The sequence below is a fragment of the Kitasatospora sp. NEAU-69 genome (genome assembly GCF_057158765.1).
The window spans coordinates 244,868-269,109 of the sequence record NZ_JBWXUE010000006.1; the positions used below are offsets into that span (position 1 = coordinate 244,868).

Here is a 24,242-nt window from a genome sequence, read left to right on the forward strand (position 1 = left end):
AGTCAGGGCCAGGTCCAGTGTCGGCGCCAGGGCCAGGGCCAGGACCGAGCCCGGCGTCAGGTCGGGGATCACGCGTCACGGCGCTCACCCCTCCAGCGCCGTGCGCAGGTCCCACAGCGTCCGCCAGGCTGCCGCGCCCTGCTCGGCCCGACGGCGGACCGGGCCGTCCCAGTAGCCGAGCAGGCGGGCGGCGTCGGCGGGGTCGTCCTTGCGGACCACGCCGACCAGTTGACCGGGGAGGCGGTGCAGCAGGTCGGTGCCCGCGTCGAGATAGGCGGCGGTGACGCCGAGCGCGGTGGCGACCGAGACGGCTTCGGCAGTGCTCATCACGGTGGACGGGCGTTCGACGTCCCAGCCCTCGACCGAGCGGCCGGAGCGCAGGTCGCGGAACGCGGTGACCAGCGCCTCCAGGACGGTGTCATCGACGGCATACGGCGCGCCCGCCCGCGCGACGGCCGCGGTGGACTGGCGGCGCACCAGGTCCACTTCGGCAGCGAGGTCGCCGATCGGCCCGACCGTCTCGAAGTTGAAGCGGCGCTTGAGCGCCGCGGACATCTCGGAGACGCCCTTGTCGCGCAGGTTGGCGGTGGCGATCAGGGTGAAGCCGGGAGCGGCGTGCAGTTGGCCGTCGGGGCTGCCGGCGAGTTCGGGGACGGCGATCCGGCGTTCGGAGAGCAGCGAGACGAGCGCGTCCTGCACCTCGGGCAGGCAACGGGTGACCTCCTCGACCCGGGCGACCGCGCCGGTCGTCATCGCGGTGAGGACGGGCGACGGGACGAGCGCCTCACGGCTCGGGCCCTTGGCGAGCAGCAGGGCGTAGTTCCAGCCGTACTTGAGCTGGTCCTCGGTGGTGCCCGCGGTGCCCTGGACGGTCAGTGCGCTGCTTCCGCAGACGGCCGCGGCCAGCAGCTCGGAGAGCATCGACTTCGCCGTGCCAGGCTCGCCGACCAGCAGCAGGCCGCGCTCGCCGGCCAGCGTGACCACGCAGCGCTCCACCAGGGCTCGGTCCCCGACGAACTTCTGCTCGATCAGCAGGCTCTTGCGGCCGCTCTTCAGCTTTTCGCCGTTGCTGCCGAGCACGAACGTCACGACGGCGCGCGGGGTGAGCCGCCAGCCGGGCGGGCGCGGACCGCTGTCGTGTCCGGCGAGGAACTCCAGTTCGGCGGCGTACCTGTCCTCGGGCAGGACGATCTGACGGTCAACGACGGTCGTGGGCGTGCTCATCGACGGCCTCGCTTACGGGTCTTGGTGGTGAGCTGCTCGTAGCCGGGACGGTCGCCGGCGGTGACCCGCTGCCAGGCCCGGGTGAACAACTCCGGGGCCGGGAGCGGCGGCAGGATCGCGCTGTACTCGGGGATCTCGTAGAGACCGGCCTTCCAGGTCTCCAGCGGCAGACCGGGCGACTTGACCTCCTGCCAGCCGCCGGGCAGGAAGAGGGCGCGGCCGGCCCGGGCCCGCTTGGCCGCCAGGACCAGTTCGGTGGCGGCGAGTTCGGCTCGGGCCCGCTTGAGCCTGGCCGGTGGCCAGCCGGTCCACCGGGCGGTGTTGCGGTCGGTCGGGTCGGGCAGCGCGAGCAGCTGGAGGTAGAGCGCAGCGGCGTCCGCGCCGAGCCCGGTCGCCTCGGCCACCTCGGCCACCAGGGCGGGCGCACTGACCTGCGGGTGCTGCGGCCAGCCCGAGAACCCGGCCGGGCTCTCCGGGCGGACGCCGGACACGCCGCCGTCCACCGGCCGCACCGCGACCAGTCCGTCGGCCTGCGGCCCGAGCAGCAGCCGCAGTGCGCGCAGGCCGGGCCGGCTGTTGTAGACACCGACCAGCCCGTCCAGCAGGTCGAACAGCGGATCCTCCGGGCCGCTCAGCGCGGCCGGCCGCAGGTAGGCGAGCTCACCCCACTGGCAGGGCGCGATCACCAGCGCCGGACCGCAGACCACCAGACCGTCGCTGCCCGCGCCGCCCTTCTCCGGCAACCCGGCGTGCTCGCGCAGCACCGCGGCCAGCGGCTTGTCCCGGACCGTGGAGCCGTGCTCGAGCTCGATCAGCAGCTCCGGGTCGGCGAGCCGGCGGCGGACCGCCGCCAGCGCGGGTGCGAGCCGCAGGCGCAACCCGTCCCCGTAGGGCAGGTGGTAGGCGAGCCACTTCAGCGCCCGGCTCGTCGCGGCGAGATCGGACGCACCGGGCACCGCCGCCGGGTCCTCGGCAACCAGGTGCGCCGCCTGGTCGACCGGGCGGACCCGCTGGGTGGTGGTCCGGCTCAGCCACGGGGTGCGCCCCGGAGTGAGCAGCGCCTCGATCGAGGTGATGTCGGTGGCGCCGCCCTGCAGCTCCTCGGGAATCGTGACCAGCTCGCCCCGCCGCTCGATCCAGCACCGCGCGGCGGCTGCGGCCGAGAGGCCCGTGTGCCACAGCTCGGCCGGCTCGGCGGGCAGCAGCGCGCCGAGGGTCGCCTCGCGGTCGGCCAGGGCGACGCCGCGCAGCCACTCGCGGGCCGCCTTGGCGTGCGCCGCCTTCAGGTCGCACTCGGCGAGCTGATCCGCCGTCATGACCTCGCCCCGCCAGTTGTGCAGGCCGGGCGGGTTGGCGAGGAGCACGACGGCGCGGGCGCGGCCGATGCCGGTGGCCGCGGCGAACTCCTCGGCCGGCTCGGGTCGCCAGCGGACCGGGCCGTGCTGCCGCAGCAGTTCGGCGAACTCGGCGACCCAGCGGGCCGGCAGGTCGTCCCGCACCCGCCGCTCCGAGACCAGCCCGAAGTCCGCGATGGCGGTGAACGCCCGGGTGGGGTCGTGGTCGAGCGCCTGCCAGACCACCTGGCGTCCGGCCGCCCGTTCGCAGGCGTAAACGATCACCATGCGCTCGCCGTGGCGCAGCACCTGACCGATCCGGGCGGTCCGGTCCGCCGAGGTGAGCTCGTGGTCGAGCGTCTCCTGGAGGGTGACCTGGCGGAGCGTCGATCCGCGGTCGGCGAGCGGGCCGGTGGCCAGCTCGGCGAGCAGCAGCAGGAGCGTCTCGCGAGCCGGCTGCCCGGTCCCGGGCGAGGCGGCGGCGAGCGCGATCGGCGCGGTGCGGCCGAGCAGGTGGGCCCAGGCGTGGCAGCGGGAGCCGCCGTGCAGGAGGAGCGGCTTCGGATCAGCGGTCCAGCCGCCCTGACGCGCTGCGCGCCCGGCGGCGGCCGGCTCGACGGCGGGCGGCTCAGCGGCAAGCTGCTCAGCGGCGGCCGACTCGGTGGCAAGCTGCTCAGCGGCGAGCAGTCCGGTGACGGCCCGCAGATTGGCGAGCACGTGCCACTGCCGATACGCGCCGGCACTGTAGTTCTGGCCGAAGCCGTCGGCGTTGAGCACCCCGCTCAGCGCGTCCCGCAGCGCGCCGTCCGACCCGCCCTCGGGCTCGAAGGCGGCGGGGACGGCGGACGACTGCTCGGCGTCGGCTTCGGGCAGCGGCGCGTAGCGGGCGGCCCGGACGGCGGTCTCGGTGGCCAGCCGGGCCAGCCCCGCGACGCCGAGCTGCAGCAGCTGATGCGTCAGGCCGGGCAGCGCCTCGGTGACGGCCTCGGCCGGGATCCGCTGGGCGGCCCGGCTGCTGGGCGCTCGGCGCGGCGTGCCCTGGATCAGCAGCAGCTCCGGACGGCCCGATCCGGCCTCGTCTGCGTCGTCCGCGTCATCCACCGGCCAGGCGGCGTCGATCAGTTCGGCCGCCTGCCGGTCGGTGAACTCGCGCAGCAGCCTGGAGCCCGCCTCGTCGCGCGGGCGCAGCGCGTGCCAGTGGTCGAGCGGCGGCACCAGCGCGGTGCCCGCCGCGTGCAGCTGGCCGTGGTGGCAGCTGACGAGCTCGGCGAGCACATCGGTGCGGTCGCCGGTGCCGTCGACCGGGGCGAGTGTGAGATCGCGGCCCCCCGCGATCAGTGCCAGCTCGCCGCCGGCCGGCAGGTCGAGCCGACCGGCCGGATGACGGACCGCCTGGTGACCCGCCAGGGCCTCTGCGAACGGCAGGGTGGTGGCGCGGCCGTCGGTGCCGTGGAAGGTCGCGCGGCCGCCGGTGCTGGTCACCCGGCCGCCGAGCGCGGCGCCGTCGGTGCCGAACGGGCTCTGTTCGAGCCCGGGCTGGAGCGGGAGCAGCCGGCAGAGCTGCGGGTGCAGCACGGCCCCGGGTTCGGCGGCGCCGGCCGTGAAGAGCGGCGGCAGGCAGGCCCGGCCGGTCGCACCGGTCGCCGGGTCGTACTCCACCAGTTCCTGACGGCCGCCGCTCTGGCGCAGCAGCCAGTAGCCGGTGCCGTCGCCCAGCACCGGGCGCTCGGCGGGGTAGCCGGTGTCACCGGCGTGCAGCACCCGGCCGCCGGTGGCCCGGCCGCCGCCGGGCAGCGGCAGCGAGCTCGGCGCCGTCTGCTGGTGGTAGGTGCCGCCGGTCAGCTGCTCGCCGACCAGCGTGAACACCTCGGCGGGGCGAGTGGACCAGTACGCGCGCCGCTCGCCGGCCTCGTGCCAGCTGACCAGCAGCTCGCCGTCCACGTAGCGCAGCCGGGGGCTGCGCCAGGCGTGCAGGCCGACCGGCGTGCGCAGCTCGTGCTCCAGCAGCACACCGGCCGGGCCGACCACGACCGCCTTCCGGTCCCGGACCAGGATCAGCGCGGGCCAGGCGTCCTCGATCCGCAGGCCGTCCTTGGCGACCCGGCCGGGCACGGTGGCCAGGTCGGCGGCGTCGTAGTCCCGGTAGCCGAGCCGCTGCAGCCCCTCCTCCAGCGCGGGCCAGCCGAGCTCGTCCAGGATGCCGGCGCGCAGCGTGCGGCCGAGCAGCGCCGCGACGTCCAGACCGGCGATCCGCGCGGCGGCCCGCGGGTTGACCGTCATCAGGGCGCGGCGCACCGGGCCGAGCGTGACGAGCAGCTGGTACCCGCCGGCCAGGCCGCGGGCGGCGAGCAGCTCGTCGGCCCGGTCGTCGGCCCAGTCGGCGAGCAGCTGTCGCAGCACCGGGTACGGCTCGAGCTCCGGCTCAGCCTGGTGCGAGCCGAAGAGCGGGGGAACGGCCCGCTGGAGCAGCGGGCGGTAGCGCGGGTCGGCGGCGACGGCCGCCAGCTCGCGGCGGCCCGGCTCGCCGGCGGACAGCCAGCCGCCGAGCTGGAAGATCATCACCGGCGGCGGGTCGGCGACCGGCACCTGCTCGGCGAGCAGCAGGTCGAGCAGGTTGATCGCGGTCACGTGGCCCTGCGGGAACTCGACCGGCACCCCCTCGGCGCGCAGTCGCGGCACCATCCGGGTGGCCAGCGCGAGCGTCGGGGCGCAGCTCGGTCGCTCGCGCCAGCCGCGGTTGACGTGCGCGACCCAGCGCTGCAGCCAGCGGGCGGCGGGCTCGGCGGTGCGCAGCTGCGGGTCGGTCAGCAGCCGCTCGGCGCCGGTCTCCCGGAGCAGCTCCAGCCAGGCCTGGTCGGCGGCCCGCTGGTCGGTGCTGCCGGGCGGGGTGGGCATGATCTCCAGCAGCCGGGCCGGCACCGAGGCGTCCTGCCGGGCGAGTTCGACGAGCGGGGAGCGCCATGCCTGCCAGACCGCCGCCGAGGTGCGGCCGATCGCCGGTGAGGGCAGCAACTCCGCGAGCAGCAGTCGGATCTGCTCGTGCCGGTCCAGCCCGGCGGCCTTGATCAGCGCCTTCGCGTCCTCCGCGATGCCGGCGTACGGGGCCATGCCGGCCGCCGAACGCTCGACGCAGAGCTGGCGGAACCGCTGCCAGGCGGTGACCGGGTCGAGCCGGCCGGTGAGGTCCTTGACGTACTGGCGCAGCGCCTTGACGGTCAGCGCGCCGGCCAGCGCGAACTCCAGGAAGACGGCGCGCAGCCGCTCCTCGTCCACCACCAGGCTGTGGGTCCGCTCGGCCTCGCGGGCCTTGCCGAAGAAGACGGCGGCGTACGTCTGGTTGCCCTGCTCCAGGAAGATCCGGCCGACCTGCTCGCTGTAGGTGGGCAGGAAGTGCGGCACGGCGCGGCCGAGCCGGGCCGCCAGCTCCTCGAAGCCGTCCTTCGCATGCCCCGGCTTGGACTTGGCCTGACGGGCGAGTCGCTCCATCTCCTTGACCACGGCGAGCGCGTGGTGGCCGTTGGCCGGGTCGTGGACCAGGGCCCAGGCGGGGAACCCGAGCGCCTCCTGGCGGACCAGGCCGACCTCGGCGGGCGCGCCGTCGGGGGTCAGGCCCAGGTACTCCAGCGCGAGGTCCTCGGCGGGGCCGAGCGCGCCGGGCACAAGCCGGACGACCGTGCGGCCGTCCAGCGCCGGGTGGCGGTAGCTGCGGGCGGTGAGCAGGTCCACGGTGGAGCCGCCGGCCGGGTCCGTGGCGGGCGGTGGCACGGCACCGTCGGCAGCCGTGCGCGCCAGGGGCAGCACGGCGCCCGCGTCGAGCAGGCGGTCGGGCTGCTGGGTCTGCCGGTCCGCCACCCGGATCTCCTGACTGGTCGTCATGCCGACTCCTCCCCTTCGACGAAGCGGCCGGCGTACAGCGCGGCTGCCATTCGCATGCCCTCGGACCAGGCGACCGGGCCGACCTCGCCGAGCGGGATCTGCCGGCCGTCCGGGGCGGCCCAGCTGAGCGGGCCGGTCTCGCACTCGTCGTACTCGTAGTAGTCGCCCACCCAGAGACGGGCCTCCAGCGACCGGCCGTCCTCGACGACCGGGGTGACCACCGAGCCGCCGCGGGCCCGGTAGCCGAGGCGGGCGCAGCGGCCGAGCAGGTCGCGCAGCTGTCGGTACCGCCCGCCGGCGTACTCCTCGACCTGGAGCGCGGCCGGGTCGGCGCCGGCCGGGCGCCGCCAGACCTCCCGGTGCAGCTGCTGGAGCTGCTGCTCGACGCCCAGCTCGACGGCGAACTCGCGCAGCTCGTCGAGGTCTTCGAGCAGCACCGGGTGCGGGATGCGCAGCTCGCGGTCGGCCAGCCAGAGCGTGTCACCGTCCAGATCGACGACGCCGATGCCGCGGGCCGGGTCGGCCCCGCGCAGGAAGCCGGCCACCGCGCCGTCCGGGCCGGTCACCACCAGGTCGCGCAGCACCGACTGCCAGGCCTGGTCGGGCCAGACCGCGGTCAGCACCGCGGCGGGCACCGGCAGCGAGCGGACCATCCACCGCTCAGCCTCGGCCAGGCACTGGCGCTGGTGCGCCTCCAGCCACTCGGCGAGCTGGTGCAGGCCGGTCACGACCGCGTCGTCCCTGAGCTTCGAGGGCACCGTCTTCAACCGGCGGCCGGCCGCGTTGCGGCACGCGACCTTCCCGTCCGGTTCGAGAGTGACTTCGTAGTCACCCGTGGCCAGCCACCCCATGACAGTGCCTCCCAGCTGCGTGTTTCGTTCGCTGGCGGGAAACGTAGCGGGCCCGACTGACAGGCCTCACCCGGATGGCTCAACGGAGCGGTGAAATCAACGGTCCGGCACAAAATGTGGCGTCAGATGCCTTGTGGACGAACGATGAGCTGTGTTAGCACTGTCCCCGTAACGACGAGTCGATCGATCGTGCGGAGGTGTCGGACATGGTGCTCGCAGAGCTGCTGAAGCAGCGGGCGAACGGGCCGGCGGACGCCGGGTCACCGCGGCGGAAACAGGACCAGGCCGGTCCGCGCTGACGCGGGTCCGCCAGGGGTGCCAGGAGTGCCAAGGGTGCCGGGAGTGCCGGGAGTGCCGGGAGTGATGGCCGGTTAAGCGTCAACTGGTCATCGGGGCAGGCTGATCGCGGTCAGCACCAGTCCGTCGCGGATCAGCCAGTCGCCCTCGAAGGCCGTGTGCCTGCGGCCGTCGACGGTCGGCCCGGGGACCAGCAGTCGGGCGGTGAAGCGGCCACGCCAGCGGGCCTGGGCGGCGATCGAGATCTCGGCCTCCTCGAACTCCAGCATCCGGCTCATCAGCGGGAACCAGGTCTTGTAGACCGCCTCCTTCGCGCTGAAGAGCAGTCGGTCCCAGTGCACTTCGGGACTGACCGTGGCCAGCAGCTGCAGCCGGTCGCGCTCGGCGGGGTTCGCGAGGACGGCGTCGAGGATGCCATCGGGCAGCGCCCGGTGCGGCTCGGCGTCGATACCGATCGAAGCCCACTCCCGAGCGTGGGCGACGACCGCGCCGCGGTAGCCGTCGCAGTGCGTGATGCTGCCGACCAGGCCGGCCGGCCAGCGCGGTTCGCCGCGCGGGCCGGGCAGGATCGCGACCGGCGGTTCACCGAGCGCGGCCAGCGCGCGACGGGCGCAGGCCCGGCCGCCGGCGAACTCGGCGCGCCGCTTCGGCACCGCCTCGGCGACCACCGGCCGTTCCTCGGGCAGCAGCGCGTCGGGCGGCGGCTGCTCGTCGAACGACTCGGCGGCCGCGATGCCGGGCGGTACCAGGTCCTCGATCACAGCCGTCCCCCTCGTACCCGACGCACACCGACGTCCACCGATGTCCCACCGATGTCCCACAGGAGCCCAGCATGTCAGGTCCGGGTAACGCCCCCAACCCCGGCTCCCCCGAGCCCGAGCCGGCGTCAGTCGGCCGCCCGGTGCTGCCGGATCGCCTGCCAGACCTTGTCGCGCAGCATCGGCGCCTCGGTGAACCGCACGCCCGTCGCATCGCGCAGCGCGTTCGCGAAGGCGGGTGGCACGGGGTTGAACGGGCTCTCGCTCATCGACTTGGCGCCGAGCGGTCCGATCGCGTCGGAGGTCTCGGTGAAGTGCACCTCGGTGCGCGGCACGTCGGCGTACGCGGGCAGCCGGTAGCGGCGGAAGGCCGCGGTGGTGACCGCGCCGCGTTCGTCCACCAGGACCTGTTCGAAGAGCGTCGCGCCGAGCGCCTGGGCGACGCCGCCCTCGACCTGGCCGCGGCACTGCATCGGGTTCATCACCCGGCCGGCGTCCGCGCCGTGGACGCTGCGCAGGATCCTGATCTCGCCGGTCTCCGGGTCCACCGCGATCCGGAACCACTGGGAGTTGAACGCCACCGAGCGCGGCGAGCCACCCCAGTGCCCGTCCGCCGAGAAGACGACCGCGCTGCCACGCGCGGCCTCGAAGACCTCCTTGAGGGAGATCGGCCGACCGTCGCAGTCCACCGCGTCGGCGGTGAGCCGCAGCAGGCTGCGCGGCGTGCGGGCGTACTCGGCGGTGAAGGAGAGGATCCGCTCGGCGAGCGCGTTCGCGGCCTTCATCACGGCCTTGCCCGCCACCACCGTGCCGGCCGAGCCGAAGGCACCGGTGTCGTGCCGGACGACGTCGGTGTCGGACTGCCGGATCGCGATCCGGTCCACCGTGGTGCCGAGCGCGCCGGCGGTGATCTGCTGGTGGACGGTGGTGGTGCCGTTGCCGAACTCCGCCGTGCCCACCGCGACGTCGTACGTGCCGTCCTCCAGCAACTGCACGGTGGCGTCGGCGAAGTGGCCGCCGGGCGGGCCGGTGGCGATCGCGGACATCGCGAAGCCCTGGCCGACCAGCCAGCCCGCGGGGGCGAGTTCGGCGCTGCGGTCGTCCGCGAGCGCGTCCCGCACGACCTGGAGGCACTGGTCGAGGCCGTAGCTCGCGATGTGCAGGTCCTCCTCCTCGCCGCACGGGCCCTCCATGTGTTCACCGGGGCCGATGACGTTCTTCTCGCGCAGCACCAGCGGATCGATGCCGAGCCGCCGGGCCAGCTCGTCCATCGCCTGTTCCAGGGCGAAGGTGACCTGGCCGAGCCCGTAGCCGCGGAAGGCCCCGGCCGGCACGCAGTTGGTGTACACGGAGTAGGCGTCCACCTTCTTGTTCGGCGCCCGGTACACACCCATCGACTCGCCGACGCTGTGGAACATCACCGCCGGGCCGTGGTTGCCGTACCCGCCGGTGTTGGCGACCACCCGGAACTGCAGCGCCGTCAGCGTGCCGTCGCGCCTGGCACCGACCTTCACCGTGACCGTGAACGGATGCCGGGTGGTGGCGCCGTAGAACTGCTCGGCGCGGGTGAACTCCAGCTTCACCGGCCGGCGCAGCTTCAGCGCGGCGAGCACCACGATGTCCTCGGTGAGCATCTCCTGCTTGCCGCCGAACCCGCCGCCGACCCGGCCCGCGACCACCCTGACCTTCTCCGGCGGCAGGTCGTACAGGTCGCAGAGCGCGCGCCGGGTCAGGAACGGCACCTGGGTGCTGGAGCGCACCACGATCCGCTCCTCACCGGCCGCCGCGGTGGTCACCCCGTTGCCGTCCCCGCCACCGTCCCCGTCGCTGTCCCCGGCCGTTCCGGTCTCCTCGACCGGCTCGACCGGCTCGAAGTACGCGACGCAGCCGTGGGTCTCCAGGCTGGCGTGCTGCACCCGCTGGGTCCGGAAGGTCTCCTGGTAGACGACGTCGGCCTCGTCGAAGCCCTGCTCGACGCTGCCCATCTCGCCGTGCACCTCGCCACAGACGTTCTGCCCGGCTCGGGCGATCCGCGATTCGGGGCCCTTCGGGTGGATCACCGGCGCGCCCGGCAGCATCGCGAGCTCCGGGTCGAGGACGTACGGGAGTTCCTCGTACTCGACGACGATCCGCCGGCAGCCCTCCTCCGCCGCGCCCTCACTGTCGGCGACCACGGCCGCGACCCGCTGCCCGACGAAACGGACCACGTCGTCCAGCACGCGGGTGTCGTCCGGATCCTCGGTGGGGTGCTCGTGCCGGGCCGAGGAGTACAGCTTGGCGGGGGCGTCGTGGTGGGTGAGGACGGCGTGCACACCCGGCACCCGCAAGGCCGCCGAGGTGTCGATCGAGACGATCCGGGCGTGCGGGTGCGGGGAGCGCAGCAGCTTCATGTGCAGCAGCCCGTCCACCTCGACGTCGAAGGTGTAGCGCGCGGTGCCGGTGACCACCTGCGGCCCGGCCGGCGCGCCGAGGCTGCGCCCGACGGCCTGACCCGCGCACGGCCGCTCGGTGTGCCGGACGCCGCGGATCGCGTCCTCGATCGCCCGGTAGCCGGTGCAGCGGCACAGGTTTCCCTTCAAGGAGCGCGGCAGGTCGGCCAGCTGCTCCTCGTCCAGCGCGGAGGTGGTCATCAGGAACCCGGCCGTGCAGAAGCCGCACTGGAAGCCCTGCGCGTCCAGGAACCGCTGCTGCATCGGATGCAGTTCCCCGTCGCCGGCCAGCCCCTCGACCGTGGTCACCGAACGGCCCTCGGCCCGGACCGCCGGGTACAGGCAGCTGTGCACGGGCTCGCCGTCCACCTGCACGGTGCAGGCGCCGCAGTCACCGGCGTCGCAGCCCTTCTTCACGCCGAACCAGCCCCGGTCGCGCAGGTAGGTGCGCAGGCACTGGCCGGGACGCGGCTCGGCGTCGAAGTCCTGGTTGTTTACGCGGATCCCGAAACTCATCTCGCGGCCTCCTCGGTGAGCTCGCGGCGGATCTGCTCGGCGAAGTGGAAGGTCAGGTGCCGGCGCCAGGCGGGCAGCCCGTGGATGTCGTCGAAGTACTCGTGCGGCTCGATCGCGTACTCGATCGCCTCGCGCAGGGCCGCCGCGTTCGGCGGGAACGGGAACCGCAGCCGGATCGGCCGCACGGTCGCGGCGGTGACGGTGAGCGTGAACGTCCCCTGCGGTGGTGCCTCCTCGCCGGAGGCGGAGGCCGGGGCGGGCTCCAGGGTGCCGATGAGCAACGCACCCGAGCGGCCCAGGCCGTACAGCGAGGCCTGGCGGAACGCGGTGCGGGCGGCCAGCGCCGTGGCCGGCAGCGTCACCGCGCGCAGCAGCTCCCCCGGCCGGAGCAGGTTGCGCCCAGCGCCGACCACGAAGTCCGCGACCGGTAGCTCGCGCAGCCCGCCGCTCTGCGACTGCAGTCGGCAGACGCCGTCCAGCGCGGCGGTCAGCGAGATCATCGGCCCGGCCGGCAGCGAGTTGCACAGGTTCCCGCCGACGGTGGCCATGTTCCAGATCTTCCAGGAGGCCAGAAACGCCCGACAACACTGCTCGAAGAGCGGCGCGGCGGTCCACTGCGCGGACTTCGCGAACCGGGACAGCTGGGCGATCGTGCAGGTGGCAGCGATCTCCAGATCACCGGCCGGCGTCACCTGCAGGGGCGTCCAGCCGGTCCGGCTCAGGTCGATCAGCCTGCGGATCTGCGGCTGCGGCTCGGAGAAGAGGTACGTCCCGCCGCCGAGCCACGCGTCGCCGGGCTGCCAGGTGCCGCGACGACGGGCGTCGCACACCTCCGTCACCGTGTTCAGATCCACGTTCTCCCACCGTCCTCGGCTGCTCGATACGGCGATTGAAGCAACGCGGATCGGGCCGGACGAGTGGGCTGGCACACCGAGGACCGCCGCCCGCCCTGGATGATCCACCAAGCCCGGACGTGGGATCCGGGGGCGGAGGGAGGGCGCGCGGCAGCCGGGAGAGCGGTGGCAGGACGGTGGGCGGCGCTGTGCGACGGCCGTCCTGCAGTGGCGGTCAGGCCGTGACGGTCAGGCCGTGACGGTCAGGCGGTAGCCTTCGGGCGGCGGCGGCCAAGCCGTGCGCTCAGGCGGTGGCGGCCAGGCAGTGGCAGTGGCAATCAGGCGCTGGCAGTCAGGCGCCAATGGTCAGGCGGTGGCCAGAGCGACCTCGGTTGCCTTGATCAGTGCGACGACCTGGGAGCCGGCCGCGAGCCCGAGTTCGTCGACCGCGTCCTTGGTGATCGCCGCGGTCAGCTCGCCGCCCGCGACCGAGACCTTGACGGTCGCCATCGCGGCGCCCGCGGCCACATCGGTCACGGTGCCGGGGATCTGGTTGCGGATGCTCAGGCCGCGCACCGGGCCGGTGGCCAGCGACACCTCGGTGGACTTCACCATCGCCCGGACCGCCGTGCCCTCGGCGAGTCCGAGGTCCTTGACGGCATCCACCGTGACGGCCGAGGTGATCTCCTGCCCACCGACCAGCCGGGTCTTGACGGTGGCCATCGCCTCACCGGTGGTGACCGAGACGACGGTGCCGGGAATCTGGTTGCGGATACTCAGCGTCATGGGAGTCAGCCTCACAGAGCTCGGGGAGCACGGGCAAACGGATGCGTTCTGCAGCCGTGTTCCAGCTCACTCTAGCCAGATTGCCGTCCCCCGGCCGGGCCGCCCTCGCACCTGCCAGGGGCACCCTCCGCTCAGGCATGTACGTGCGCTGATCTGGTCTTTGACGAATCCTCAGGGGCGAACAGCAACTGCCAGGCCGCCACGGGAAACGCCTCTGCAGGTGCGAACCGATCACCGCATCGAGGCACGCATCCGATAGCGGACCGGCTGCACCGCCAACCACTGCGATCAGCCCAGAAGTGGTCACCGTCCGTAGCATCCTGCCCGCCCGCACCCCCAAGGGGCGCGCCGCCGCCGACTTGACGCAACGCGGCCGACTTCGAGCGGGGGCCTGGCGGGCGGCGCCGCGGCGCGGTGGCTGGTGTAAGGTCCGGTCCTGCCCAAGGCAATTCACCAAGGCGAGAAGTCATCGCCCAAACCCGCCCGGTTCGCGCCGATGCAGGAGTCAGTGTGGAGCTCAGTCGGAACGCCGATCAGCGAGGGCCGCACGAGGGGACCCGGCCGCTGCTGCGTGCCGAGGTCTTCCCGCCCGACCGTCCGCTGTACGGCTGCGACGGGCTGCTGATGGTCGATCAACTGAGCCTGCTGACCGGCCTCCGAACGCTCGCCGACGGCGACGACCGGCTCGACCAATGGCTCGACCGGTGTCTGGACCATCGCCTCGACCGCCCGTCTGACAGCCGGTCCGATCACCACCCCGGCCACCTACCCGAGCACCAGCCCGGCCGGCACCGGGCCTAGGGCCCGTCCGGCGGATCTTGCCCGGCAATTCACGGTGCCACCGGTGATTTCCCGACCGGGCCCCGGCAATGCGCTGTGCCTCAGGACGGAATTCCCACCAGTACGTTGCTGTTTCCGCCGGCTCTGATCATGCCCTTTTCATAGGCGTAGATGACCGCATGCACGCGGTTGCGCAAGTCCAGCTTCTCGAACATTCGCTGAATGTGTGACTTGACCGTGCTCTCGCTGAGGAACAGCGCCTCGGATATCTCGGCGTTCGTGTAACCACGCGCGATCAGTTGCAGGACATCGCGTTCCCGGCGGGTCAGCCCGCTCAGCTCGATCGCGCCGTCCGAGCCGTCGAGTCCTTCCGTATCGACCGGGGTGGCGAGGGAGTCGGGGAATCCGGCGGCTTCGGCGGATTCCGTGACCAGCGACGGGACGAGCAACCGGTAGCCCGCGGCAACCATTCGCACCGCCGCGATGATCTGCTCCGGGCTCGCCTTGCTCGGCAGCACCCCCCGCGCGCCGGCCACCTGCCAGCGCTGCACCGAGCTGTCCAGCTCGTGGATCAGCGCGACGATCTTCGGCCGCTCGCCGACCACCCGGCAGGCCAGCTGACCGACGACCGCCATCGCATCGACGGAGTCCCAGTGGGTGTCCACGATCACCACGTGCGGGGCCAGTCGCGCCACGCCCCGGGACACCTCGCGGACGTCGGCCACCTCGCCCACGACTTCAAGATCGGTCTCATTCTCCAGCAGGACCCGCAGCCCGACCCTGGAAACGGTCCTGGCATCGACCAAAAGAATCCGTGTTGTCTCCCCCTGAAACACCATGTCCCCCGATATTCAAAGTACGAGACGGTGTTGCGGAGGCTAGCACGGTCATGCAGGCCGCATCAATAGGTCAAGACTTTGTCAGTGCTGCGCCAATCCGAGATTGATCTTGCATTCTTGGAGGATTGTAAAAATCTCCGGCGGACGTGGACAGGTACACCCGGCGGGCTCGCGAAGGCTTCGCGAAATCGGATCGAAACCGTAAAATCCAGCGCCCCGGCCGGGGGGACCGGGGCGCTGGGCGGGCGACGGACGGGGGACCGTCTGCCCTGAGTGGGCCTGCCAGGACTCATCGCTGATGGGACAAGGTGGGGCGGCGGCTGCTCCGACCGCCCGACCACACCGGCGGAATCCCGCAGGCCGTCTGTGTCAGGCGGCGGCCACCAGTTCGGTGGGCTTCACCTGAGGCAGGAGGAAAACCAGCAGGAAACAGGTGGCGAAAACCCCGACCTGCCAGTAGACGGACTCCTGGAGACTGAGTACGAAGTCCTTCTTCATCGCGTGCGGCACGGCATTCCCGGCGACCGCCTGCTGCACCTGCTGCTTCACCGCGATCGGCGCCGGGCTGTTCAGCACCTGCTGCTGCATCGCGGTGCAGCTGGCCGGAAGCTTCGACAGGTCTTTCGCGTGCGTGCGGTCACTGAAGCATTCCTGGAACCCGGCCAGCACCGACTGCTGCTGCGCCGCCGGAAGCCCGGCGACCGAGAGCTGCTCGCGCAGTCGCGGCAGCGCGGTATCGGAGGCCTGGTGGGCGTTCGTGCCGAGCAGACCGAAGTAGATGACACCGATGATCGCGATCCCGATCGACGCTCCGACCTGCTGCGCCGTGGCGAGCACACCCGAAGCCGCACCGGCGTCCTCGGACCGGATACCGGCGATCACGACGCCGGTGACCGGGGCGAGGAAGAAGCCGCCGCCGAGGCCCGCGACCAGCAGCGCCGGAATCAGGTAGTAACCGTGCAGACCGGTGTCGGCCGAATGCAGCGTGAAGGTGACACCGAGCATTCCGATCGTCATCAGCGCCATTCCGAGCGACAGGATCCGGGTGCCGAGCCGCCGGGTCACCGCGGCGGACCGGCCGGAGCCGATCGCGATGCAGAGCGCGAATGCCAGCACCACACCGCCGGCCGCGATCGCCGAATAACTGAAGCCGACCTGCAGCGTGAAGACGAAGACGAAGAAGAAGGACGGGATTCCGGTGAAGGCCACCAGATTGATGAGCAGTCCGACGGTGAACGGACGCTGCCGGAAGAGCGAGGTGCGCACCAGCGGCGAGGAGCCCGGACGGGCACCCAGCCGGATCTCGTAGGCGAAGAAGGCCACCAGGGCCACCACGCCCGCCGCCATCATCGCGAAGCACCAGACCGGCCAGCCCTCCTCACGACCCATCACCAGCGGCATGACCAGCATGAACAGGCCGACGGTGACGATCGCGGCGCCGCGCAGGTCGAGCTTCTGCGCCTGCGGGGACTTCGACTCGCCGATCTTCCGGGAGCCGAGGTACAGCGCCACCAGGCCGATCGGCACGTTGATGTAGAAGATCGAGCGCCAGCCGCTGAACAGGCCGAGCTCGATCAGCGCGCCGCCGAGCACCGGGCCAAGCACGGTGCCGAGCCCGATCGACGCGCCGTACAGCCCCAGCGCCTTGGGCCGCTCGCTCTTGGGGAAGGTCACCTGCAGGATGGAGAGCACCTGCGGGAGCATCAGGCCCGCACAGAGCCCTTGCAGGATCCGGGAGTAGACCAGCATCTGGGCGGTCGGCGCGACCCCGCAGAGCGCGGACGCGATGGTGAAGCCGAGCATCCCGCTCAGGAACAGCTTCTTGCGGCCGTGGATGTCACCGAGCCGCCCGCCCGTGATCAGCACACAGGCGAAGGTGAGCGCGTAACCGGCGACGATCAGCTCCAGCTGGGAGGAGCTGGCTTTCAGGCTGCCCTGGATCGACGGCATCGCCACCGTCACGATCGTGGTGTCCAGCATCTGCATGAAGACGCCGGAGAGGACGATGCCGAGCACCAGCCAGCGATTGCCCGCCGGTGCAGCCTCCTCCTGGACGCTCCGGAGGCCCGCGGTCTCCGGTTGCAGGGTCGCGCCGGGGCGCGCGTTCTTGTCCCCTTGGCTCATCAGTGTCTCCTCGTACCGGCTATGGCCCACGCACTCGACGGAAACTCATCGCGGGATGAACTCTACAAGCGTTGACTTTATGCCGCAAGCGGCTCGTCACGCTCGGCAGCCGGGCACGCCGGAGGGCCGCCGCGAACCCATCGCGACGGCCCCCACGTAGGACTGACTGATCATCAGACGATCACCCCGACAGCGTCCGGAACCTCTGCCGGTACACCTGCCGGAACGCCTGTCAGAACACCCGGCGCCCCTTCAGGCCGGCGCGGGCCATGTCCTTGACCGTCCCGGTGATCAGGTCCCGGATCTCCGGCGGCGCCACGCTCCGCACCCAGCGGGCGTCCTGCAGGCCGGTGGAGAGCGTCGGGTTCAGGAACGGCCGGTTGCGGTCGGCGAAGCCGAGGCCCGGCGGGATGTAGTCGGCCGCCTCCAGCTGCCGGAACAGCTCCTCCGCCGCGCGGGACGCGGTGGTCTCGCCGCGCTCGAACGCCTCGCACTGTTCGACCATCGAGTCGAAGAGCCGCTTGTACTCGGCGTGGTCGGGCCACCAGAGCCCGGTATTGGGCGCGTTCTCCAGGTCCCGGTAGTACGAGTCGTCGCCGGTCCGCCGGTAGCCGGTCATCGCCCGCTGCTGGCGCAGCGCGCCGATCACCGATCCGTAGCCCCAGATCCGGAAGACCGCGTTCCACAGGTCGTAGTGCTCGAACGCGATGTACGCGCTGTTCACCAGGTTGTCGTTGTACTCCAACAGGCCCTGTTCGAGCTGCTCGACGTACTCGAAGCGCTCGGTGGAGAAGTCGTCCAGCTTGAGCGCCTCCAGCAGCCGCCAGCTCAGCGCGTTGATCACCTCGGAGGTGTTGGAGAGACCGCGCGAGAAGAGCGGGTCGAGGAACCCGGCGGCGTGCGACATGAGGCACCAGCGCGGGCCGATCGAGCCCTTCGAGGAGTACTGCAGCCGCTCGGTGGAGACCCACGGCCGCACCGATCTGGCGCCGGCGAAGTTCCGTTCCACCGCGGGGAACCGCGAGGCCAGCTCGAAGAACTCCTCCTCCGCGCTCACCGCCCGGTTCTTCGGGTACTTGCGCGGGTCGAGAGTCACGCCGACGCTGACCAGCGGGTTGCGCGAGTACTTGTTGTTGTTGAACGGGATGACCCAGAACCACCCGCGGTCGAACAGGTGGTGCATCGTCCCGTCGCTCCACGGCAGCGGCGGCTGGTCGGCCTTCGGGTGGCGCAGCGCCGCGTCCGCCGTGCTGACGTCGATCATGTGGGTGAAGATCGAGCGCGAGTGGTGCTTGAACCGGCAGGGCTCGTCGCGCAGTTGAAGTTTCTCGGCGAGCGGCGAGCGGTGGCCGCTCGCGTCCACCAGGAAGCGGCCGCGGATCACGGTGCCGTCGGCGGCGATCACGGACACGCCGTCGTCCTCGAGCTCGACGTCGTCGATCCGGGTGTTGAGCATCGGCAGGCAGCCGTACCGGACGGCCGCGTTGAAGAGGTAGGCGTCGGTGTCCTGACGGAACAGGTGGCCGGTCTTGTTGAGCACGCCCGGCGTGCTGAACTGGTTGGACTCGTAGGGGTTGGGCTCCTTGCCCGGCGTGTGGCGCATGAAGCCGAAGTGCCGCTTCCAGCCGAAGGACGCGCCGATCTCCTTGGTGCAGGTGTCGAACGAGGAGAGGGTGGCGATCTCCGGCACGTCGTAGCGTTCGGCGATGGTCCGCAGCACCAGCAGCGTGTACGGGATCATCGACTCGCCGATGGCGAACTTCGGGTGCGAGCCGGCGTCGACGATGACCACCTTGGCGCCCTGGCGGGCCAGGATCGCGCCCAGCGCCGATCCGGCGAAGCCGGCGCCGAGGATGATGACGTCGTGTTCGGGCTGCTGCCTCAGCGCGGGGCTACCCGCCGTCGGCGCCTTGTCGAGTGGCATGCGGTTCTCCTCGTTCATGGTGAGGGTGCAGAGTCCGTGATGAGTTGCCGCGTCGGGGAGCAGCGTCGGGGGGTAAGGCCGGGGGACGTCAGAACAGCCGACGTCAGAGCGGACGCGCGCGCCGCTGCCGGGCGATGCCCTTCAGAGCCGCCCGCACCAGCCGGCCGATCTCCTCGGGCGCGCCGCGCAGCGACCAGGCCGCGACTCGGCCCAGCTGCCAGGGGGTCGGGTGGTAGAAGCGCTGCTCCAGCTCGGTGAAGCGGAACGGCGGCGGCGCCATGCCGGAGGCCTTGAGCGTGCGCAACAGGTGCTGCGCGGCGGCGTCCGGCTCGACCTCGCCCATCGCGACCGCGTCGCAGGTCGCCGCCGCCTCCGCGAGCAGCCGGCGGAAGCCCGAGTGCGCCGGGAACGGCGCGTCCGCGTAGCCGAACTCCTCCCAGGCCAGCAGACCGGCGTCGCTGCCGGTGCGCAGCAGGTCGCCGACCGCGCTCTCCAGCCGGAAGGTGCCGTACAGCTGACCGGTCTCCCAGATCCGGAACACGGCCTTCCACAGCGGGTACGAGACCGTCGAGCGGAACACCGTGCGCAGCACCAGCCGGTCCGCCGCCAGCCGCTGGCGCACCAGCTCCGCGACGCCCGCCAGATCGGCCGGTGGCCCGTCCGGCGTGCGCAGCGCGGCCAGCAGGCGCCAGGCCACCGCGTTCACCTGCTCCAGCGCGGCGACGGTCGGCAGCGAGAGGTACGGATCGACGTAACCCGCGCCCTCGCCGATCCGGCACCAGCGCTCCCCCGCCAGCTCGGCGGCCGCGTACTGCTGCGGGTCGGCGGTCGCCTCGTACGGGCTGACGGCCCGGGCGCCCGCCAGCTGTGCGGAGATCTCGGGGAACCGCCGCACAATCCCCCAGAAGTCCTCCTCCGGGGTGCCCTCGGCCGGGAACAGCCGTGGATCCACCGTGAGTTCGACGCTCGTCGGCCGGTCCGCCCGGCGGCCGGTGCTGCCGAGCGGCACGACCGCGAGGAAGCCGCCGTGGAACATGTGGTGCACCGGCCCGTCCGCCCACGGCACCGGCGCGTCGGCCCGCGAGAGCTCGTCGTACGGCCGGACGCCGATCATGCAGGCGCGGATCGTGCGCGACACGTGCTGCGCGTCGTACCCCGCGCGCGGCTGGACCTGCCCGAGCAGCTCGCCGACGAGCTCGGGTGCGCCGGTCACGACGAGGTAGCGGGCTTCGAGGCGGCGGCCGTCGGCGGTGACCAGCTCCACGCCGTCCGCCGAGGTGGCCAGCTTGCCCAGCTCGCTCGCCCAGACCGGGCGCACGCCGTGCGAGACGGCCGCGTTGAAGACGTACGCCTCGATGTCCGGGCGGTACTTGGTCGCCTCGGTCGGCACCATCTTCGGCGTGGACAGCTGGTCGGTCTGCTCCGGACGCTGCGGCGCGCCCTCGCGCTGGTAGACGAACCCCAGGCTGCGCCCGAGGCCCACCGCGTCCGTCACCTTCGCGCGCAGCGCCTGGTAACCGGCGACGTGCGCGAGCTGCGGCACGCCGTACCGCCGGGCCAGCATCCGCAGCAGCAGCGACTCGTACGGGATCGCGGCCTCGCCGCGGGCCCGGCCCGGATGCGGCTGCGAGTCGAGCAGTGCCACCCGGGCGCCGCCGCGGGCCAGGATCGCGGCCAGCGCGCTGCCGGGCAGTCCGCTGCCGAGCACCAGCACGTCGTACGCACCGCTGTCGGTGCGCGCCGGCACCGTCCGCCCGGGCCTGGGCGCCGGATGTTGCCTTGACTGAGCCACCGGGACACCTCCGCTGCGAGTCGGCCCGTCCGGCGTCCGCCGGACGTGCACCGAAGCTACGCGGCGGCGCGGGGTGGCGTCTTCGCCCCGATGGCTGAGTCTGTCCTGGTACCTTCTGCGGTCATTCATCCTCCGGTCCCAGTCCGGGGCGCCTACGCACCGCCGAACTCATCCGGACGACCCATCTCCGCTCCGACAACGTGAACATCGGGGCGAACGCGGAAACGCCTGCGGGGGCGGACCCGAAGGTCCGCCCCCGCAGGGTTCCTACCGATGTGTCATCAGGAGGCGTTCACCGCAGCGTCGTCGAGGACGAAGCTGGTCTGCGCGGAGGAGGAGTTCTCCACGCCGTTGAACTTGAGGGTGACGCTCTGGCCCGCGTAGGACGAGAGGTCGAAGGTCTTCTGCACGTAGCCGCTGTTGGCGTTCAGGTTGCTGTACGTCGCCAGCGTGGTGCCGTTGGCCGAGACGGTCAGCTTGTCGGCCGCGGTGGTGCCGGTCTTCGCGGTGTCGATGTGCAGCCAGAAGCTGAAGCTCGCGTGGCAGCCGGCCGGGATGCTGACGGTCTGCGAGAGCGTGTCGGTGTGGGCGGAGCCGTAACCGTCCAGCCAGGCGTCGTAGCTGCCCGAGTGGGCCGGCTCGGAGCTGGTGTCGCTGTTGATGACACCCGAGGTCGCGGTCCACGGAGCGGCGGAGCCGGTCTCGAAGCCGCCGTTGCCGAGCAGCTGCGCCGGGGTGCAGGAGCTGGAGCCGGTCACGACGAACGAGAAGGTGGTGCTACCGGTCGCGCCGGTGGCGTCCTTGGCCGTGACGGTCACCGAGGAGGTGGCCGCGGCGGTCGGGGTGCCGGAGATCAGGCCCGAGGAGCTGATCGACAGGCCGGCCGGCAGGCCGGTGGCCGAGTAGGTCAGGGTCTGGCCCGAGGCCGAGTCGGTGCCCGCGACCTGGAGCGAGACCGCGGTGCCGACGGTGCCGCTCTGGGCGCCCGGGTTGGTCACCGTGACGGTGTTGCCACCGGTGGAGCCGCCGCCGTTGACGATCGGGTGCGAGATGGAGCACGCGTTGGTGTCGTTCGACCAGCTCGCCTGCTCGGCGAAGGTGCCGGTGGCGAAGGTGACCATGGCGGCGCCGCCGGCGGTGCCGGGCTTCAGCCACGCGCACTCGTCGGAGTTCTCCTGGCCGTTGTAGGTGGCGTCACCGGTGTGGTTGGTCCAGCCGCCGGCCGGGTTCTGGTCCGACATCATCTCGTGCCACTCGTGGCCGAGGGTCATCGTGTAACCGTCGAGGGTGCCGGGCGAGTTGACGAAGCCGACGCCGCAGTTCTGGCCCTGGTCGATGTTGTACGGCTGGTTCGAGAACGCGATGTCGCCGTAGGGCGAGTTCGCCGCGCCACCGGTCAGGGTGGTGTCGCCGTTCCAGTCGTGCCAGGCGCAGTAGCCGGTGTTCGGGTCCTGGTAGTTGTCCGGGTCCGTGCCGTGCGGCGACAGCACGATGTAGTACGCGTCGCGGTTCGCGGCAGCCGTGGTGTTGCCGAAGTGGCCGGCGGCGTTGATCGCCTCCTGGGCCAGCTGGTTGCCGGTCGCGGCGGACGGCGAGGCGGCCGCGTTGTCGTACCAGACACCGGACAGCACGCCGCCGGCCTGGTACGGGATGTAGTTGGCGTTCGACGGGCAGCTGGTCGCGCCGGAGGCCACGTTCGGGCCGTCGCACCACTGCGTCAGGTCGGCCGACCACAGCTCGTTGTTGGTGCCGATGCCCTTGAACATCTGCTGGGTGGCGCCGGCGGCGCCGGCCGAGTCGCCCGAGAACTTCGCGTTCCCGTTGCTGTCGGTGCTCTGGTTGCCCCACTGGCTACCGTAGAAGACCAGGTAGACCTTGGAGTGGCCGCTCTGAACGCCGATGCCGTCCACGCCGCCGCCGTACGACAGCGTCTCCGCGCCGGTGGCAGCCGCCGTCGCCTGGTTGGCGATGTTCTGGCGCCGCTGGGCCTCGTACTGCTGGATGCCCGGGAGCTTGCTGGCCTTCAGCGAGGAGCTGTAGGGGTTGAACTCGTTCTTGATGGGCGAGCCGACCTCGGCGAGGCCGTGGTGGGCCTGGCCCGAGACCGCCGGGGCAGCGGCCGGCGTGGCGGCCTGGGCCGGAGCGGCCATCAGACCGGCGGCGGCGACGGCGAGGGAGACTGCGCCGGTGAGCGCAGCACGCTTCGCGGCGCGGGAGCTGTGGGGGCTACCCATGGATGCGGGTTCCTCTCGTGAACCCGCCGCCCGGGCTCCGATCAGGACCGGGAGGCGGCTTTCCAGGACGGGAGACTGCGGCAGCCGGGACCGTGGTTCACCGTCTCCGGTTCCGCCCCGGTTGGGGGCCGGACGCTGCGACCGCGGACCGGAGCAGGGCACAGCTCACCCACCGGAGAATTACGGGAAGGCCTGCCGGGCATTGCTCGGAAGCGGTCGGGCCTCTCTGCCGAGAGACCACAGAACCGGTATTGCTACGGATAACCACAACTGTCGGCCAGTCACCGCCGTGATCGGCCGTGCTGTCGGCTGCCGCGGTGAAGCAAAGCAGAATTGGTTAACAGCGGTCAACAGGTAACTCACAGGACCCTTACGGCCGACTCCGAGGTTTAACGGAAAGGTCGCAGGTCGGCGACGATCAGCGCGCGTAGCGTTTGGCACGAACCGGATGGATCGTCATCAGGGCGTAACAAACGGCCGATAGGGCACCGAAGGGCCGTCCACCAGCACTGTTCAGGCCACCGCGCCGGGCGGGCCGACGAGCCGGGACACCGCATCGCGCCGCCCGCCGTCCGCATTCCGGTGACTTCGGCGGACGTAGCCCGGCCGATCGGCCGGGTCGGCGCCCCTCAACAATTGAACGGAATTCGCCGGACGTCATCGAATTGTGCAGGACACGCGCTTGCGGGGCACTCCGCCGGCGGCCGGCAACAGATAACAGCGGCGCAATTAACTGTATAGAAAACAGAACACCGGAAACTCAGTTGCGGCGCGCGAGGTGGACGACATCCGGCAGGCCGCGTTCGACCGAGACCTCGAGCGTGCGCACCTCGGTGAAACCGGCCGCGCGCAGCGCCGTCTCGAAGGCCGCGGACGGCTGCGCGCTCCAGACCGCGAGGATGCCGCCCGGGTTCAGGCAGTCGCGGGCGGCGGCCAGACCGGCCGGGCCGTAGAGGCCGGCGTTGGCGTCGGTGACGGTCCAGTCCGGGCCGTTGTCGATGTCGAGGCAGAGCGCGTCGTAGCGGTCCTCGGTCCCGGCGAGGTAGCCGACCAGGTCGGTGTGCAGCACGACCACCCGGGGATCGGCCAGGGCGTCGGCCGAGAACGCGGCGAGCGGCCCACCGCCCGACGCGTCGCCGCGGTGCCAGTCGATGATCGCGGCCTCCCGCTCGACGACGGCGATCCGGCCCCAGCGCGGCTGTGCCGCCGCGTGCGCGAGCGAGAAGCCCACCCCGAGCCCGCCGATCAGCAGCGCGGGCCGGGCGACGGCCAGTTGCTCGAGCGCCGCCTCGACCAGCAGCCGCTCGGAACGGCCGTCGGCGGTGTCCATCAGGAAGCAGCCGTTCGCGATGATCTCGAAGTCCGCGCCCCGGCGGCGCAGCACCACCTCGCCGTACGGCCCCTCGCGGCGGTCGAGTACGACGGCCGGCGCCGCCTGGTCCCTGGTGGGCAGCTCGGACATGTCGTGTTCCCCTCCGGACGGTGATCGGGTCGAGTCGATCGGTTACCGGGAACCGACTCTAGAACGTCCCGGCACCGGCGCTCGACCCGTTTCCGAGGCGCAGCCACGCAAGCGGGGGGGGGGGGGGGGGGGGGGGGGGGAGGGAAGGGGGGGGGGGGGGAAGGGGGAGAAGTGGGAAAGACA

The 24,242-nt window shown here is 72.1% G+C and carries 14 protein-coding genes; 1 reads left to right on the forward strand and 13 read right to left on the reverse strand.

The genetic code is table 11. The annotated features are described in order from the left end of the window. Positions 1–84 precede the first annotated feature (84 nt). The 7 genes from AC060L_RS09860 to AC060L_RS09890 all read right to left on the reverse strand — a co-directional run bounded on the left by AC060L_RS09860 (position 85) and on the right by AC060L_RS09890 (position 12,904). Positions 85–1,224 carry an ATP-binding protein gene (locus AC060L_RS09860; protein ID WP_483798225.1) on the reverse strand — a complete coding sequence of 380 codons (1,140 nt, stop codon included), beginning with the start codon at positions 1,222–1,224 and terminating at the stop codon, positions 85–87. Further along, on the reverse strand, positions 1,221–6,434 hold the full coding sequence (locus tag AC060L_RS09865; RefSeq protein WP_483798226.1) for a hypothetical protein: 5,214 nt from the start codon (positions 6,432–6,434) through the stop codon (positions 1,221–1,223). The genes AC060L_RS09860 and AC060L_RS09865 overlap by 4 nt, the downstream gene beginning before the upstream one ends. Further along, the gene (locus AC060L_RS09870; protein ID WP_483798227.1) at positions 6,431–7,285 is read right to left on the reverse strand and encodes a DUF4132 domain-containing protein; all 855 of its coding nucleotides are present in this window, start codon (positions 7,283–7,285) and stop codon (positions 6,431–6,433) included. The genes AC060L_RS09865 and AC060L_RS09870 overlap by 4 nt, the downstream gene beginning before the upstream one ends. 386 nt (positions 7,286–7,671) lie before the next feature. Next, entirely contained in the window at positions 7,672–8,343 is a 672-nt protein-coding gene (locus tag AC060L_RS09875) for a 4'-phosphopantetheinyl transferase family protein (RefSeq protein ID WP_483798228.1), read from the reverse strand. Positions 8,344–8,468: 125 nt separating this feature from the next. Then, on the reverse strand, positions 8,469–11,285 hold the full coding sequence (locus AC060L_RS09880; RefSeq protein ID WP_483798229.1) for a molybdopterin-dependent oxidoreductase: 2,817 nt from the start codon (positions 11,283–11,285) through the stop codon (positions 8,469–8,471). Continuing rightward, positions 11,282–12,139, reverse strand: a complete 858-nt coding sequence (locus AC060L_RS09885; protein ID WP_483798230.1) for an FAD binding domain-containing protein — start codon at positions 12,137–12,139, stop codon at positions 11,282–11,284. The genes AC060L_RS09880 and AC060L_RS09885 overlap by 4 nt, the downstream gene beginning before the upstream one ends. Positions 12,140–12,484: 345 nt before the next feature. Beyond that, the gene (locus tag AC060L_RS09890; protein ID WP_483798231.1) at positions 12,485–12,904 is read right to left on the reverse strand and encodes a TOBE domain-containing protein; all 420 of its coding nucleotides are present in this window, start codon (positions 12,902–12,904) and stop codon (positions 12,485–12,487) included. Between the two features lie 510 nt (positions 12,905–13,414). On the opposite strand from AC060L_RS09890, the gene AC060L_RS09895 reads away from it, so the two are divergent. Next, positions 13,415–13,705 (forward strand): hypothetical protein, encoded by a 291-nt coding sequence (locus AC060L_RS09895; RefSeq protein WP_483798232.1) that lies wholly within the window; start codon positions 13,415–13,417, stop codon positions 13,703–13,705. Positions 13,706–13,785: 80 nt separating this feature from the next. Here the strand turns inward: AC060L_RS09895 and AC060L_RS09900 are convergent, their stop codons facing one another. The 6 genes from AC060L_RS09900 to AC060L_RS09925 all read right to left on the reverse strand — a co-directional run bounded on the left by AC060L_RS09900 (position 13,786) and on the right by AC060L_RS09925 (position 24,059). After that, positions 13,786–14,523: a response regulator transcription factor gene (locus AC060L_RS09900; RefSeq protein WP_483798233.1), complete on the reverse strand. Its 738-nt coding sequence runs from the start codon at positions 14,521–14,523 to the stop codon at positions 13,786–13,788. A gap of 369 nt (positions 14,524–14,892) precedes the next feature. Further along, positions 14,893–16,647 (reverse strand): MFS transporter, encoded by a 1,755-nt coding sequence (locus tag AC060L_RS09905; RefSeq protein WP_483798234.1) that lies wholly within the window; start codon positions 16,645–16,647, stop codon positions 14,893–14,895. A 232-nt stretch (positions 16,648–16,879) separates the two neighbouring features. Next, positions 16,880–18,571 carry an NAD(P)/FAD-dependent oxidoreductase gene (locus AC060L_RS09910; protein WP_483798235.1) on the reverse strand — a complete coding sequence of 564 codons (1,692 nt, stop codon included), beginning with the start codon at positions 18,569–18,571 and terminating at the stop codon, positions 16,880–16,882. Between the two features lie 103 nt (positions 18,572–18,674). Beyond that, positions 18,675–20,363 carry an FAD-dependent monooxygenase gene (locus AC060L_RS09915; RefSeq protein WP_483798236.1) on the reverse strand — a complete coding sequence of 563 codons (1,689 nt, stop codon included), beginning with the start codon at positions 20,361–20,363 and terminating at the stop codon, positions 18,675–18,677. 281 nt (positions 20,364–20,644) lie between these two features. Next, positions 20,645–22,597, reverse strand: a complete 1,953-nt coding sequence (locus AC060L_RS09920) for a putative Ig domain-containing protein (RefSeq protein WP_483798237.1) — start codon at positions 22,595–22,597, stop codon at positions 20,645–20,647. A 760-nt stretch (positions 22,598–23,357) separates the two neighbouring features. Further along, on the reverse strand, positions 23,358–24,059 hold the full coding sequence (locus AC060L_RS09925) for a spermidine synthase family protein (protein WP_483798238.1): 702 nt from the start codon (positions 24,057–24,059) through the stop codon (positions 23,358–23,360). Positions 24,060–24,242: the final 183 nt, after the last annotated feature.